Origin of the sequence: Lactiplantibacillus daowaiensis, assembly GCF_005405085.1 — a bacterium.
GTDB classification, from domain to species: domain Bacteria; phylum Bacillota; class Bacilli; order Lactobacillales; family Lactobacillaceae; genus Lactiplantibacillus; species Lactiplantibacillus daowaiensis.
In genome coordinates this window covers 13,926-28,222 of the sequence record NZ_BJDJ01000017.1, presented here as the reverse complement: position 1 = coordinate 28,222, position 14,297 = coordinate 13,926, and the positions used below count along the sequence as shown (strand labels likewise).

Below are 14,297 nucleotides of genomic sequence, written 5' to 3'. Positions count from 1 at the left end.
TAAACAGACTTTTAAGGGGGGATGACAGGGTGAGTAATGCAGCGGTTTGGGTACCGATTCCGGCCGAAGCTTATTGGGCATGGGTCGTACCAATCACGTTTGGCGTGATTTTTGGTTGGCGTTATCATCATGATAAGGTTCGATTAAGCAATGGGATTTGGTTTTCGCTATTCTTTTATTCATTAATGGCGGTACTGGCAATGACGATTTTAGGGACGAATAATCATCCGTTGATTATTGTGAGTGTGGCGATCTTTGTGCTGATCTTGATGGTGATCGGGGCAGTCTTTGTCTTGCAGGCATTCTTATTATTATGGAATGCGTGGCTCATGTGGAAACGTGAGAGTCATACGTTAGCCAATATGTTAACGTTGATTTTAGGTGTCGCCATCTTGGTGTTACCGCTACTAGCAAGTGCCATTAGTAGCCATGTGCCACCGGTCGTCAGCAGTTTTATGGCCATATTTCCGAATCTAGTGATCTTTTACGTGGCTTTTTGGTTTTATAACTACTTGACGATGCTGGTGATTTATCAGTTCAATCATCCACGTTATATTCAAGACTATATTATTGTTTTGGGTGCTGGCTTATTACATGGTGATCAAGTATCGCCTTTGCTGGCACAACGGATTATGCGGGGCTACCAGTTTTATCAGAAACAACAACGCAAAACTGGTCATCCGGCGGTGATGATTTTTTCAGGTGGTCAAGGCGGCGATGAAACGGTGCCAGAAGGCCAAGCAATGTTAGCTTATGCGATCAAGCAAGGCTTACCGGCCACTAACGGTTGGGCCGAAACGCAATCGAAAACCACATTAGAAAATATGCAGTTTAGTAAACAGTTGATTGACCAAGGTACGATTAACCGCCCTAAAACGATCTTTGTTACGAATAACTACCATTCGTTACGAGCTGGCATCTTTGCTAAGCAAGCGGGGTTAAAAGCAGACGGTATTGGGGCCAGAACGGCACATTTCTTTTTACCAGATGCGATTATTCGTGAATATATTGCGATCTTTGCACAGCGGAAATGGTGGCATGCAGCAGCAATCGTGTTGATGCTTGTTTTGACTTGTTTGTTAGAATGGATCGATATTTTAAATGGAACCTTGTAAGTTAGTGGTAGCGTGACTTGTGGTAAAAAAGTTTTGTCCGAGTTAGTTGACCATTAACTTAATTGCATCAATGACGAAAAAGCCTGTTAAATCAGGCTTTTTTTATATTTAAAGGTTATCATTTGGTATACAAATTTGTTGATTAATTAAGCTAACTAACCGGCCTTTTCCCCTTTAGAACTAACAGTTTAAAGGACTTAATGGTAATATTATTAAAGCAAAGCGATGTAGCCAAAAGTGCGGGGTGATAAGTTGTACTTTATGGAGAATTTTTTGAATGACTTTTTGAATGTTAAAGCCGCGATCATTGCCCTCATTACAGTTGGTCTGATTACCGTAATGACGGCGATGACGTATTACCTGGAACGTCGTGCGCTAAAATTACCACGTCATTATGTGGCCTTGATCCATGCGTTTGAAGCAGTCGTGGTTGTCGGCAGTGTGATTTTGCTACGACAGACCTTTTGGGTCATCAACTCGGGAGACGTGTTAAGTTGGGGCTATGCGATTGCGCAAATGACGGTTTTATTGTTTAGCTTATATATGATGCGTAATCTACCTGTTGAAATCGTAAATATTGGGATGCCAATTTTCTTTTATGCGCAAGGCATGTATATGGGACATGGCGGCCATTATGTGGCGGTTTTTATCGGAATGACAGTGTTATTGACGAGTGCGATTATTTACATCGCACATAATCGCGCCGATGTGATGAACACGGAGTGGAAGTACTTATTACTACAAGTCGTTTATGGGGGCACCTGGTGTTTTATCATTTGGTCGGTCCATCCATTTGACTTGATTTATACGATTAATGTGTTGGTGGTCTTTATCGGTTATATGTGGGTCATTCGGTTCTTCGTTAAACGATTAACGAATATTATTGACCATTTGGATAGTTTGGATCAGGCGATCAACTATGATGAACTAACGGGAGTGCGCAATCGTGCCAACTTTGATACCACTACGACCGGCGTGTTTGGGGTTTATCAAAAGCACCCTGGGATTCCGATTACGATGGTGATGTTTGATATTGACCCACTTTAAGTCATTTAACGACGAGTATGGTCATCTGACGGGGGACGCTGTTTTAAAACATGTTGCCCAACACTTTAATCAGGAACTTTTCAAACAAACCTCACGTGGTGAATTATTTCGTTATGGCGGTGAAGAGTTCGTGATCATCTTTCGGGGGTTATCACCCAGTGATGCCCAACGCGTCGTGACGGGGATTCGAGATTCGTTACAAAAAGAACCGGTCATGGCTAACGGTCAATCTTTAAATGTGACAGTTTCGTTAGGTATTTCAGCGCTACAAGCGACTGATACTGACTTCAATAGTTGGTTCAAACGCGTTGATCATTACTTATACCAATCTAAAAAAGCGGGGCGTAATCGGATAACCGTCGAAGGTGTTACGATGGCATTGACAAATTGAAGTTTAGATTGACTACAAATGCAAACGATTTCGTTAACTGGCTTGGCTGATGAAATCAACTAAAATAAGGGCTTCATAACAACTAGCTGTTGTTATGAAGCCCTTATTTTGTCGCTACTAGCTGGCCGATACATTAATATTGCCACTAGTCGTGGTTAGTTGATATTGTGTTGTGGCTCGTGGTCGATAGGCATGCTGATGTTGGTTAGTTTGATGCCAGTTAAAAATCGTCAAGTTGCCAGATGAGGTTATCGCATTGATACCGGTATCGGTTGGCGCCTGAACATGAATATTGCCGTTGGTCGTATTAGCATGTAGGCGTTTGGTGACTTGGTTGTCATTGAACGTCACGTTGCCATTAGTTGTCCGCAATTGGGCTCGCGTAAACGCCGTTTGGCGAATCGTGATGTTGCCATTGGTGGTCGTTAAATTAGATTGGCCAGCATTGAATTGACTCGTCGTCACATGTAAATCGGCGCTCGTGGTCGTCAGCTGTAGACTTGGGGCAGTGACGTTAGTCAATCGCACCGTATCGTTAGTATTGAGCGTTAAGGCTTTGTCAGTGTTGACATTGTTTAAAGTGACATTACCATGGTTGGCCAAGTTGATTTGACGGACCTTGATTCCACTTAGTCGAACGTCACCTTGCTGACTCGTCGTGGTCAACTGATTGAGGACGGTCCCACGCGGTACGGTAATAACGGTGGCATCAGTTAAAACTGGACTGAAGTGAAAACCAACAGTCTGTAAATCACTGGCATGTTTGGAGGTAATCGTAACATGCCCAGCTTTAGTTGTCACCGTGGGTTTGTCATGAGAAGAGGCCACACGGATCTTAGTGGTGTCACCGGTGCGAACGATAATCGCTAAATCGGAATTTAATGTGATCGATTTAATCTGTTTAGGACGATAAACTTGAACGCGTTGTTTGGCGATTTTGAAGCCTTGATCCCAATAAACCGATTGAATTCCATTATTGGCAATTCCTAAGATGGCGAGGATGACACCCAGTACGAGTAAAACAATCCCAACTTTAATGGTTTTTTTCATGATGACGACCCTCCCGTTCGGCTCGATTACGTTTCACGAACCGGTGATAGAGGCGTTGCGCAATGGTTGCCACGCCTTGAATCATTAAATTAAAGAACCAGATAACCAGTGGGAAGACTAATAGTTCACCGCCGATAATGGCTAAACCAGCACCGATATAAAAGCAGCCGGTCCATAGTGACTGGGTTATGACTCCGACCCCGGCAGTTAACCCAGCTAAGGCCGTCATGGTAATGGCGGCAATGATTGCGATAATGGCAATCACAATGGCAAAGACCAAGATGGCTAGTGCCGCCATCATCGCTAAAATGGCTAGTGCGACGGGAATGGTGATAGGTGTTGAGAGTAATGCTAAGCCAATCAACCAAATGGCCCGCATATTTGCCCGTGATTTTTGATGTTTAGTGGGGTGTTCGCCGATGGTTTCATTAAAGCGAATTGAATAATCGGCTAGAATTTTGCGGGTGAGTTGTTTTGGCGTGCCCAGCTCAGCCACACAGGCCTCATAAGTTTGAATATTGGCATCAAGCAAGTATTCCCGATAAAATGCCAGGACTTCGTCACGTTCATTTGCTTGTAATTGGACGAGTAGGGCTGCGAATTTATCTAAGTAGTCCGTCATGCTGGTGCGTCCCCCTTTAGTAACGTATTAATGGCTTGGTAATAAAGTTGCCAGTCTTGTTGAATGGTCACGAGTTGTTCAGACCCGTTGGCTGTCAGTTGATAATACCGGCGATTACGTCCTTGATAGGCTTGGTCGTAAGTCGTGACCCAGCCATTTTTTTTCAAGCGACGTAAGACTGGGTAAAGCGTCGATTCAGAAACTGGGATGGTGGCCTGTAGCTTTTGCGTTAAGGCATAACCGTAGTAATCCTCGGTCTGCAATAATGCGAGTACACAGCCATCAAGCAATTCTGAGCTAATTTGAATGGCCATCACTATTCCTCCTGCTATATTATACGTCGTATAGTATTGTGCAATCAAAAGTATAGCAGTTCCCGTATTTTTGTCAAATCTAGTTAACACAAAAAGCCCGCAACGACCAGTTAAGGCAGTTACGGGCGATGTTTGGGTGATTAATCAGTGGCCTTATCAGAGATGGCGGTAAACGTCATCGCGGCTAAGAAGTCAGCGATGCGTTGCGTTGGTTGTTTAAAGAAAGCCGCGGGGGTGCCGTCAAATAAAATCTTACCATCTTCGACGAATAAGATCTTATCTGCAACCGCCCGGGCGAATTCTAAATTATGGGTCACGATAATCATGGAATCCTTTTCCTGGGCCAATTCAAGTAAGACGCGTAAGACACCAGCTTCTAGTTCAGGGTCGAGCGCACTAGTGGGTTCGTCTAATAAGATGTATTCCGGGTTCATCGCCAGTGAACGGGCAATGGCGACCCGTTGTTGTTGTCCACCGGATAGTTGACTAGGATAAGCGTCGGCTTTATCTGCCAAACCAACTTTATCAAGTAACGTTAAGGCGTTGGCTTTAGCGTCAGCCGGACTTTGCTTTAGAACTTGCACGGGACCTTCCATCACATTTTTAACGACCGTTAGATGTGGGAAGAGGTTATAGCCTTGAAAGACCATGCCGGTTTTGCGCCGCAAGTTGAGAATCGTTTTATTGTTAAGCGGTTGGGCAAAATCGATGGTGGTATCGTTAAAGTGATATTGGCCATTTTCAGGGCGTTCAAGTAGATTTAGCGAACGTAGTAAGGTTGACTTGCCAGATCCTGATGGGCCAACGATTACCGTCGTTTGGTGTGCTTGAAATTCAGTGGTGATATCAACTAACGCCGGATGGTCACCAAACGTTTTATTGACGTGTTCGAATTTAATCATGGTAGACCCTCCTAATTAGCTGGGCGAATGTAGCGTGATGTCCGTTTTTCGAGATAGCCTTGTAACCAGCTTAAAATGGTACATAAGATGGCGTAAAGGGCCGCCACTAGTGAATACATGACCAGTGGTTGATAGTTCTGAGCGGCGATTTGTTGACTGACTTCAAACATTTCAATAATCGTAATGGAAGCCGCCAATGAGGTATCTTTGACGAGCCCGATGAAGCTGTTGGATAACGGTGGTAATGAGACGCGGGCTGCTTGTGGCAAAATGATGCGTTTGAGCACTTGCGTCTTGGTCATGCCGATGGAATAAGCAGCTTCCCACTGGCCTTGCGGAATCGATAAGATCGAAGCGCGAATCGTTTCTGCACAGTAAGCCCCGGTATTTAGGGAAAAGGTCATGATCCCAGCGGTCCACGGGTCGAGTTGAATCCCATTAGGGAAAAGCCCTTGAACCTTCAAATAAGGTAAGCCGAAGTAAACAATGAATAATTGGACCAACAGTGGGGTACTCCGGAATAACCAGACGTAAAAGTAAGCAATGGCTTTTAAGATTGAGAACCAACCGTGCCGTGGTGAAAGTTTCACGAGCGCGGTTAAGACCGCTAAAATCAAGCCGAGCGCAAAGGAAATAATTGCAATTGGAATGGTATATTTAAGCCCTGCCGCCGCAATTTGCGGCGTTGAGGTGACGATAATGTGCCAAATGGAATCCATTAGTATGAAGGCCTCCTATAAGTGTGATGAAATGGTGCTATGTAACCGCTGGACGGTCAGTCCAGGCGGGATGGTGCTTATTTATTAGTGACGTCAGCGCCAAAGTATTTCTTCGATAATTTGGTTAACGTGCCATCTTGACGTAAGTCTTGGATTGCTTTTGAAATTTGCTTTTGTAACTTGGTATGTTTCTTAGTCACGATAGCGCCAATCTTTTGTGTCGCAATTTCGTTACCAGCATCGATCAAGCGAATGTTGGCGTTGGGCTTTTGTTTCAAGTATGAGTAGAACGATTCACCAGAATTAATGGTTCCGGCAACCCGACCTTGTTCAACTAAATCAATTGATTGTTGGAACCCATCGGTTGGGGTGATCGTTGCGCCCATCCGTTTGGCATCGTTGGCGTTGTTACTAGTCGTCGTTTCAGCGACTTTTTTACCTTTAATATCGGTAATCTTCTTGATTGACTTGTTGGATTTCTTAACGGCCAATTTTGATTTTGAGTAGATATATGGGGTTGAGAACAAGTACTTCTTTTCGCGGGCACTCGTTTGGGCGATGTTATTGATGACCACGTCGTACTTGTTGACATCAAGCCCAGCAATTAAAGAGTCAAATTTAGTTGGAACAAATTTGACTTTGACGCCCATCTTCTTGGCAATATCTTTAGCCAAATCAACTTCAAACCCGGTTAACTTACCATCTTTACGGTAACTATAAGGTTGGAAGGTTCCTTCCAACCCAACGGTTAGCGTCCCCGATTGTTGTAACCCTAAGTCAGCCCCTGATTTACTTGAACTACTGCTGGTATTATTACCGCAAGCGGTTAAGACGACCGCTAAAGCGACCCCGAATAATGCCAACCCAAACTTTTTTACAAAACGTTTCATAATCGTATGACACTCCCTAATTTTTTTGACACAGCTCTTATCATAAATGAAAACTAGTCGACTGACAAAAAATAAGTACTTACTGTATTTTAAATGAGGGTGCGCTGGTCTGCAATTTTCCTCATCGAAACTTTAATAAAAAACGAGGGGCACTAAAAGCCCTTCCCGATGCCTATTTGGAATTTTATGCTAAAAGGCCACCAATCGAAAGTCTAACTTTCGGTTGGTGGCCTTTTGAACGGGCTATCTGTTTTAGTTTTTTAAGACTGATTACCAGGGTTAAAGTTGAATAGCGGGTGTCCAAGTCGCAGTTGGTTTCGGGGTGACTTGGGTTTGAAGTAACTGACCAAGTTGCTGGATGCCACGGGTAATCGTTACTGGATCTAAGCTAGTAAAGTTTAACCGGAAGGCATTTTTGACTTGGCGACTGGCGAATTGACAAGCCGCTGGGACGTAAGCCACGTGTGCTTGTGGTAACACGACATCAGTTAAGAGCTGTTGCGCGTCGATGCCGGTTGGCAAGGTGACCCAAATGAAGAAGCCCCCGTTAGGCCGGGTGTAAGTCACGTTCTTAGGGAAATAACGATCTAAGGCCGATAACATGGCATCGCGTTTTTCGCGATAAGCTTGATTAATCGTCGCGATATGTTGGTCGATATCGTGTTGGTCAAGATAAGTGTTGATCGCCGCTAGCGTAATGTTTGGTGATTGGACATCAATGGCTGATTTTAAGCCGATGAGTTGTGTCATCAAGGTCGGTGATGCGACTAACCAGCCGGTTCGCAAAGCGGGTGACAAGATTTTAGAAAAACTCGAAATAAAGATGACGCGGCCTTCAGTATCATAATGTTTGATGGCTGGCAGTGCTTGGCCGCTATAACGCAAGTCGCGATAAGGGCTATCTTCTAAAATGATGACATTATATTGGTTGGCTAACGCAACCATGGCTTGGCGCCGTTTCGCACTTAAAGTCGTCCCGGTTGGATTGTGAAAATCTGGGACGGTATAAATTAATTTGATTTCAGGATGGGCTTTTAAGGTCTGGCGGAGGACTTTGATATCCATGCCGTGATTATCGACCGGAACTTCATAATAAGTTGGTTCGTAAGTGTCAAAAGCTGCCAAGGCGCCCATATAAGTTGGGCCTTCAACGACCATGGCATCACCGTGGTTTAGTAGTAACTTGGCAACGAGGTCAATGGCTTGTTGGCCACCTTGGGTCAATAAGATATCGTCAGCCGTCACATCGACGCTAGCATGTGACCGCATCCGGTCCGCTAATTTTTGCCGTAGGGCTGGTAAGCCTTGGGTCGATGCGTATTGGAATAGGCTTGGACCGGTCGTTTCAATGGCGTCACGGTAAGCTTGTTGTAACTCAGCAGCTGGAAAGAGATGCTGATCTGGAAACCCGCCAGCAAAGGAAATGTTCGCGGGATTGGCGCTATTCTTGAAAATCTCATCTAAATCAGACGTGTCATTAGTTAAAACGCGTTGTGCTAATAATTCTTTCATAATATTGCCCCCACATATAATTTGCTAACTCAGGATTAATTTCTTAATGTCCATATGATAAAATGGAGGGTGAATTTAGTAAAGCTCAACTTTTTCAATTAAAAGTGAAATCAATTCATCTAAGGAGCAATTTAAATTATGGCGAACTTTGCATATGAAGTCTTTGCAACTGTGGTTGCACAGAAAACCTTCTATCAAGCGGCAGCGACGTTAAATGTGACGCCAAGTGCGGTCAGTCATTCGATTAACCAATTAGAAAAAGAACTCGGTTTTCCTTTATTCATTCGGAACCGTTCGGGGGTTGAATTAACGAGCGATGGTCGGCAAGTCTTGCCATATGTGCAAGAAATCTTAAATACTGAAGGCAATTTACGACAAGTGGCGGATAACATTCAGGGGCTTCATTCAGGGTCCGTTCGAATTGGTGGGTTCAGTAGTGTTTGTATCAATTGGTTACCACGTATCATTCGCCGGTTCAATCACGAGTACCCAGACATTGAGATTTCGGTCGTTCAGGGAGATTTTAATGATATTACGAAGTGGGCTAAAATTGGCACGATCGATATTGGGTTTACCTCAATGCCGGTCAGTGACAATTTATTAGTCCATCCATTGATTAATGACCCGATTTATTGTGTGACACCAGCTGGATTTGAACCAGAAAATGGCCAATTTATCACGATTGATGATGTGGCCGATCAAAACTTTATTTTGCAACAGAGTGACTACGATCGCGATACGAAATTGGCGTTAGACCATTATCATGTGACGAATAACTTCTTACGGTTTTCAATCGATGATCAATCGATTATTTCGATGGTGGAATCTGGACTTGGCATGGGGATTTTACCCAAGTTAGCCTTGAAGAAACTAACCGGTGATGTGAATACTTATCCATTTGCGGAACCGTATAATCGTGAGATTGCCTTAGTCGCTAACAAGACGCAAGCGACGGCGCCGTCGACGTCAATGATGATTCGGTCAATCAAGCAATTTTTAACGGATGAATATCATGATGACATGCTCTGGCAAGCCTAGGCTCGGCTAGTTGCGATTGCGTAGCTGATAGCTAAAAACGACGTTCAAAATTGAACGTCGTTTTTTAGTAGTTAGTTAATAAAGTTTTGAATTAAATTAACGAGCCGCCAACTGTTAAAAAGTTGGTCGTGACTCGCGCGCCAAGTGTGTAAGACCCGTTGTTGATAGTGGGTGACTTGGGTGCTAAAGACAGCTTGCCCGGCTAAGGCACTTTGGATTGGCACGACACCATCGCCTTTGGTGGCTGATTTAGCATGGCCGGCAATGAGTAAGACGCGCATGTGGCGATTGATTTGATGACGTTCAGCGATCAATTGTTTTAAGACTGTTGTTTGACGTTGGGTCGTTACAGCGGTCGTCTTTTCAGTATTTAAACGACTACTAGTCCCATTAAACGGTGTGGCGATCGCGACAAAGTTTTGTGGGGTTAGCGCTGCAGTTGTCCGGGATAAGTACCGGGTGGCAACGATACCGCCATCGTCATAGCTAATTAAATTGAATTTCTTGAAAGCCAGTTGTTGTTGGGCTTGCCGTAAAATGGCGCGGACCCACTGGGCTTGTTGCTTGGCAGTTGCGCGACCGGTTGGCAACATGATTTTTAAATAAGGACGATTGTCATGCGGTTGGAACCGACCGATGAAGGTGACGGTCCCTTGCCGGCTGATTTGTGCTTTCACGATTGATTGAGCGCCGTTGTTTTGTTGTAAACCGGCGACTAATTGACGACCGTGGCTGGTACTCGTCTGATTGCCGAGTAGCAGAACCGTTGGAATTCGATCAGTCGAAGTAACGGTCACCGCACTGACCTTTTGGCGTGGATGGCGGACTTGGCGTTGCCACAACATCGTGCCACCGATGACTGCGAGCAAAATCGCAAACCACCCAGTGGTAATTAAGCCTTGTTTTGTGGTACTTTTCATGGTCCGTTGCTGCCTCCATCCCCGTTAGTTGAATCCTTCAATCCTAAATTTAGCTTAATTAAGCAGAAGTTGCAACTGGTGTTTGTCGTAAATTGGTGATTTTCAAAGGCTTCTTGCCAATAATTGTGATAATGGTCTAGATTGAGCGACGTGAAGTTGGCAGGGGCTTACACGCCTAATCTTCGCTTATTAAAACACAAAAAGACCTGACCAATTGATTTGGTCAGGTCTCCTTAAAGGCAATCAGTCTTGTGCTCCGAACAGGGCAGAGACTGATGCTTTAAGATTAGATATGGTACTCAAAAAGCATCACCCCCTTTCATTAATTGACTGTAGCTTACGCGCATTTAGGGGACGGGTCAATTATTTAGTTCGCTAAGTTGGTGAACGTGGTATGATGAGGGTCCTTGGCAGGGGCGCGTGGCCACTTTTGACGACCACGTTCTAAATTGGACCGGTTAACTTTTTAGAGCTAGCCGGTCTTTTCGTTGCTGATATAACGCGGTTTTGGGGTCCTTAAATTAATTGGATTATTTTGTCCGGAAGACCTCCCACCGTATAAATATTTATGGTATCTTAATAAAGGTAGTTTTTTCTTAATATTTTATTGGGTCACTAACTTTATAGGGAAGAGGGATTATTCACATGGTCTTTAACTTGGTGGTTAATATTATTGGGATTGTGGTGTTCATCGCCATCGCCTACTTATTCTCCAAGCAAAAGCACGCCATTCACTGGCGTTCAGTTGGTATCATGTTGGTTTTAGAAGTACTCTTAGCATGGTTCTTAACCGGGTCACAAGTCGGGGTCGATGCTGTTAAAGCAGCTGCTGACGGGTTTACTTGGTTAGTGAACGTTTCATATGATGGGATTTCATTTGCCTTGGCCAGTTGGGTCAATGTTAAGCAAATGGACTTCGTTACCAGTTCATTATTGCCAATTTTATTGATTGTGCCATTATTCGATATTTTAACGTACATCGGCGTTTTGCCATGGATCATTAAATGGGTCGGCCGTGGGTTAGCTTATATTACCGGTCAACCAAAATTCGAATCATTCTTCGTTGTTGAAATGATGTTCTTAGGGAACACCGAAGCTTTAGCTGTTTCACAATTACAATTGAAGCAAATGAAAGCACAACGGAACTTAACCATTGCGATGATGTCAATGAGTTGTGTGACGGCTTCAATTTTAGGGGCTTATATCAAGATGATGCCAGGTCAATTTATTTTGACGGCGGTGCCAATGAACGTCTTAAATGCGGCGATTATTGCAGCTATCTTGAACCCAGTTGAAGTGAAACCAGAAGAAGATACGATTGCTAAAGTTGGCGGTAGTGCTGCCGTTGAAGAAACAACAGCAACGACCGAAACTAGCGGTTCTGAAACCTTAGCTGATGAACAAGTTAAAGCAGCTAAGCCAGCTCGCGAACCATTCTTCTCTTTCTTAGGCGACTCAATCTTAGGTGCCGGTAAGTTAATCTTAATTATCGCGGCTAACGTTATTGCCTTTGTGGCCTTAGCCAAATTAATCGATAAGTTATTAGGTTTGATCAATACGAACTTATCACTTGAAAATATCTTTGGGGTCATCATGTTCCCATTTGCTTGGTTACTTGGCTTCAATGCGCACGATGCGTTCCAATTGGCCTCATACATGGGGACGAAGTTAGTAACAAACGAATTCGTTGTCATGGGTGAAGTTACCGGTAAGGTTAGCACCTTCTCACCACATTTCCGCGCTGTCTTGACGGTCTTCTTAACCTCATTTGCAAACTTCTCAACGGTCGGGATGATCATTGGGGCGTTCAAAGGAATCGTTGATCGTGAAAAGAATGACTTAATTTCACGGAATGTCGGCTACATGTTGTTATCTGGGATTTTAGTTTCCCTCTTATCATCAGGGGTCGTCGGCTTATTCGTTTGGTAAGCTTAATTTAAAATCAGTTATTAAAAGCGTTCGGCAATTTTGCCGGGCGTTTTTTCGTTGTTAAAATTGAAACCCGCTATTACAGTGAAAATGTAGCATTCACAAGGGTTGGTCACGCTTAATATTGCGGGTCGGAGCATTGATTTTACCCTAGTTTTAAGTTAAAGTTATGAAGTGACGTGAAACATTGTTTTTGTTTCACAACTGTCAGGGTGTTACACCTTTATTTTAAGGAGCGTTACATGAATCCAGAAGAATTTAAACAAGCATTGGCGGCCAAGGGTATTACGCTGAATGATCAGCAGATGGCCCAGTTTGCGACTTACTATGAACGACTCGTTGCAACTAATCGTCAATTTAACTTAACCACGATTACTGATCAAGCCGAAGTGTATTTGAAACATTTTTATGACTCGATTACGCCGGCATTTTATGTGGCCGCATTACGAGACCAACCACTAACGTTGTGTGATGTTGGTGCTGGGGCGGGCTTCCCGTCATTACCATTAAAGATCGTCTTTCCACAACTACAAGTGACGATCGTTGATTCGTTGAATAAGCGGATTAATTTCTTAAATGATTTGGTGGCAGCGTTAGGCTTGACGGGGGTTCAAACTTTCCATGATCGTGCTGAAACCTTTGCCGGTAAAAAGTCGGTGCACCGTGAAAGCTATGACTTAGTGACGGCACGGGCGGTTGCGCGGTTATCAGTGTTGAGCGAATTATGCTTGCCACTTGTAAAAGTCGGTGGTCAAATGGTCGCTTTAAAGGCAGCCAACACGCGGACTGAAACGGCGGAAGGTGCCTATGCGATTCAACAATTAGGTGGGCAGCTGACTGACGACCAAGCATTTACATTACCAGAAACGGGTGATCCGCGGCATATTGTTGTGATCGACAAGAAGCGCCCATCACCTAAACGGTATCCCCGGAAACCGGGAACACCGGCTAAGCAGCCGTTAACGGCGCATGAATAATGTTGGGAGGTAATTCAAATGGCATTCTCCTTATTTGGCTCGAATCGCGATAAGCGTGATAAGGACACGGCCGCGGCGTCGAACAATCAACAAATTGTTCGCGTCCCGGTAACGGCCATTATTCCAAACCGTTTTCAACCGCGCCAAGTTTTTGACGAGGCCGGTATTGCGGAATTAGCGGCGACCATCGCTGAACACGGGTTATTACAACCAATCGTGTTACGGGAATATGAACCTAAGAAATATGAAATCATTGCTGGTGAACGGCGGTTTCGGGCGATCATGTCCTTACATTGGGCGGATGTGCCAGCGATCATTCAAAAAATGGATGACGGCGAAACGGCCTCAATGGCGTTGATTGAAAACTTGCAACGGCAAGATTTGACGGTGATTGAAGAAGCCACGGCGTATCAAGAATTGATGCAGCTCAATGAGCTAACGCAAGCGGCCTTGGCCAGTGAACTTGGTAAGAGTCAATCATTTGTCGCCAATAAGTTGCGGCTATTGAAGTTAGCTAAGCCAGTTCAACAAGCTTTATTACAACGGCAAATCAGTGAACGGCATGGCCGGGCACTGCTGACACTAACGCCGGCGCAACAAGTTGATGTGCTAGCTAAAGTCATTGACCAAGCATTGACGGTTAAAGAGACGGAACAACTGATTCAAAAGTTAGTGACACCGCCAAAGCCGAAAAAACGGCGACCACGGGGATTAACGGGAGATACCCGGATTGCAGTCAATACGATTAAACATTCGATTAAGATGGTGACGGATACCGGCCTACCAGTAAAGACGCATGAAGAAGATACTGGCGATGGGTATCGCATCACAATTGAAATCCCGAAAAATCAACCAAGGGGTGGTAAATAAT

The 14,297-nt window shown here is 44.3% G+C and carries 15 protein-coding genes; 7 read left to right on the top strand and 8 right to left on the bottom strand.

Features of this window, described 5'->3' with window-relative positions; all coding sequences use genetic code 11:
- Positions 1 to 29: 29 nt before the first annotated feature.
- The 3 genes from FFM75_RS10360 to FFM75_RS14075 all read left to right on the top strand — a co-directional run bounded on the left by FFM75_RS10360 (position 30) and on the right by FFM75_RS14075 (position 2,553).
- Positions 30 to 1,115: a YdcF family protein gene (locus FFM75_RS10360; protein WP_137629103.1), complete on the top strand. Its 1,086-nt coding sequence runs from the start codon at positions 30 to 32 to the stop codon at positions 1,113 to 1,115.
- Positions 1,116 to 1,376: 261 nt separating this feature from the next.
- The gene (locus FFM75_RS10355; RefSeq protein ID WP_223876663.1) at positions 1,377 to 2,162 is read left to right on the top strand and encodes a hypothetical protein; all 786 of its coding nucleotides are present in this window, start codon (positions 1,377 to 1,379) and stop codon (positions 2,160 to 2,162) included.
- Complete coding sequence (locus tag FFM75_RS14075; RefSeq protein ID WP_223876662.1) at positions 2,149 to 2,553, top strand: GGDEF domain-containing protein; 405 nt, start codon at positions 2,149 to 2,151, stop codon at positions 2,551 to 2,553. The genes FFM75_RS10355 and FFM75_RS14075 overlap by 14 nt, the downstream gene beginning before the upstream one ends.
- 117 nt (positions 2,554 to 2,670) lie before the next feature.
- Here FFM75_RS14075 and FFM75_RS10350 read toward each other — a convergent pair whose 3' ends face one another.
- The 7 genes from FFM75_RS10350 to FFM75_RS10320 all read right to left on the bottom strand — a co-directional run bounded on the left by FFM75_RS10350 (position 2,671) and on the right by FFM75_RS10320 (position 8,562).
- Positions 2,671 to 3,603 carry a DUF4097 family beta strand repeat-containing protein gene (locus FFM75_RS10350; protein WP_137629102.1) on the bottom strand — a complete coding sequence of 311 codons (933 nt, stop codon included), beginning with the start codon at positions 3,601 to 3,603 and terminating at the stop codon, positions 2,671 to 2,673.
- Entirely contained in the window at positions 3,587 to 4,225 is a 639-nt protein-coding gene (locus FFM75_RS10345) for a DUF1700 domain-containing protein (protein WP_137629101.1), read from the bottom strand. Before FFM75_RS10345 ends, FFM75_RS10350 begins: the two co-directional genes overlap by 17 nt.
- Positions 4,222 to 4,539 (bottom strand): PadR family transcriptional regulator, encoded by a 318-nt coding sequence (locus FFM75_RS10340; protein WP_137629100.1) that lies wholly within the window; start codon positions 4,537 to 4,539, stop codon positions 4,222 to 4,224. Before FFM75_RS10340 ends, FFM75_RS10345 begins: the two co-directional genes overlap by 4 nt.
- A 140-nt stretch (positions 4,540 to 4,679) precedes the next feature.
- The gene (locus tag FFM75_RS10335; protein ID WP_137629099.1) at positions 4,680 to 5,441 is read right to left on the bottom strand and encodes an amino acid ABC transporter ATP-binding protein; all 762 of its coding nucleotides are present in this window, start codon (positions 5,439 to 5,441) and stop codon (positions 4,680 to 4,682) included.
- Between the two features lie 11 nt (positions 5,442 to 5,452).
- A complete protein-coding gene (locus FFM75_RS10330; protein ID WP_171001484.1) occupies positions 5,453 to 6,151 on the bottom strand; it encodes an amino acid ABC transporter permease in 699 nt (232 codons plus the stop codon).
- A gap of 86 nt (positions 6,152 to 6,237) precedes the next feature.
- A complete protein-coding gene (locus FFM75_RS10325) occupies positions 6,238 to 7,050 on the bottom strand; it encodes a transporter substrate-binding domain-containing protein (RefSeq protein ID WP_137629097.1) in 813 nt (270 codons plus the stop codon).
- A 279-nt stretch (positions 7,051 to 7,329) separates the two neighbouring features.
- Positions 7,330 to 8,562 (bottom strand): aminotransferase-like domain-containing protein, encoded by a 1,233-nt coding sequence (locus tag FFM75_RS10320; protein ID WP_137629096.1) that lies wholly within the window; start codon positions 8,560 to 8,562, stop codon positions 7,330 to 7,332.
- A 138-nt stretch (positions 8,563 to 8,700) separates the two neighbouring features.
- On the opposite strand from FFM75_RS10320, the gene FFM75_RS10315 reads away from it, so the two are divergent.
- Complete coding sequence (locus FFM75_RS10315) at positions 8,701 to 9,600, top strand: LysR family transcriptional regulator (protein ID WP_137629095.1); 900 nt, start codon at positions 8,701 to 8,703, stop codon at positions 9,598 to 9,600.
- Between the two features lie 71 nt (positions 9,601 to 9,671).
- Here FFM75_RS10315 and FFM75_RS10310 read toward each other — a convergent pair whose 3' ends face one another.
- Positions 9,672 to 10,520 (bottom strand): alpha/beta hydrolase, encoded by an 849-nt coding sequence (locus FFM75_RS10310; protein ID WP_137629094.1) that lies wholly within the window; start codon positions 10,518 to 10,520, stop codon positions 9,672 to 9,674.
- 645 nt (positions 10,521 to 11,165) lie between these two features.
- Here FFM75_RS10310 and FFM75_RS10305 point away from each other — a divergent pair.
- The 3 genes from FFM75_RS10305 to noc all read left to right on the top strand — a co-directional run bounded on the left by FFM75_RS10305 (position 11,166) and on the right by noc (position 14,296).
- Positions 11,166 to 12,449, top strand: coding sequence for a NupC/NupG family nucleoside CNT transporter (locus FFM75_RS10305; RefSeq protein WP_137629093.1), 1,284 nt, complete (start codon positions 11,166 to 11,168; stop codon positions 12,447 to 12,449).
- Between the two features lie 242 nt (positions 12,450 to 12,691).
- The gene (gene rsmG, locus FFM75_RS10300; protein WP_137629092.1) at positions 12,692 to 13,426 is read left to right on the top strand and encodes a 16S rRNA (guanine(527)-N(7))-methyltransferase RsmG; all 735 of its coding nucleotides are present in this window, start codon (positions 12,692 to 12,694) and stop codon (positions 13,424 to 13,426) included.
- A gap of 18 nt (positions 13,427 to 13,444) precedes the next feature.
- Complete coding sequence (noc, locus tag FFM75_RS10295; RefSeq protein ID WP_137629091.1) at positions 13,445 to 14,296, top strand: nucleoid occlusion protein; 852 nt, start codon at positions 13,445 to 13,447, stop codon at positions 14,294 to 14,296.
- Position 14,297 lies beyond the last annotated feature (1 nt).

What these genes read in the sequence shown, in the direction of transcription:
- FFM75_RS10335 (WP_137629099.1), bottom strand. Translation starts at nt 5,441, where the DNA reads ATGATTAAATTCGAACACGTCAATAAAACGTTTGGTGACCATCCGGCG.
- FFM75_RS10355 (WP_223876663.1), top strand. Translation starts at nt 1,377, where the DNA reads ATGGAGAATTTTTTGAATGACTTTTTGAATGTTAAAGCCGCGATCATT.
- FFM75_RS10345 (WP_137629101.1), bottom strand. Translation starts at nt 4,225, where the DNA reads ATGACGGACTACTTAGATAAATTCGCAGCCCTACTCGTCCAATTACAA.
- FFM75_RS10340 (WP_137629100.1), bottom strand. Translation starts at nt 4,539, where the DNA reads ATGGCCATTCAAATTAGCTCAGAATTGCTTGATGGCTGTGTACTCGCA.
- FFM75_RS10315 (WP_137629095.1), top strand. Translation starts at nt 8,701, where the DNA reads ATGGCGAACTTTGCATATGAAGTCTTTGCAACTGTGGTTGCACAGAAA.
- FFM75_RS10305 (WP_137629093.1), top strand. Translation starts at nt 11,166, where the DNA reads ATGGTCTTTAACTTGGTGGTTAATATTATTGGGATTGTGGTGTTCATC.
- noc (WP_137629091.1), top strand. Translation starts at nt 13,445, where the DNA reads ATGGCATTCTCCTTATTTGGCTCGAATCGCGATAAGCGTGATAAGGAC.
- FFM75_RS10350 (WP_137629102.1), bottom strand. Translation starts at nt 3,603, where the DNA reads ATGAAAAAAACCATTAAAGTTGGGATTGTTTTACTCGTACTGGGTGTC.
- FFM75_RS10325 (WP_137629097.1), bottom strand. Translation starts at nt 7,050, where the DNA reads ATGAAACGTTTTGTAAAAAAGTTTGGGTTGGCATTATTCGGGGTCGCT.
- FFM75_RS10320 (WP_137629096.1), bottom strand. Translation starts at nt 8,562, where the DNA reads ATGAAAGAATTATTAGCACAACGCGTTTTAACTAATGACACGTCTGAT.
- rsmG (WP_137629092.1), top strand. Translation starts at nt 12,692, where the DNA reads ATGAATCCAGAAGAATTTAAACAAGCATTGGCGGCCAAGGGTATTACG.
- FFM75_RS10310 (WP_137629094.1), bottom strand. Translation starts at nt 10,520, where the DNA reads ATGAAAAGTACCACAAAACAAGGCTTAATTACCACTGGGTGGTTTGCG.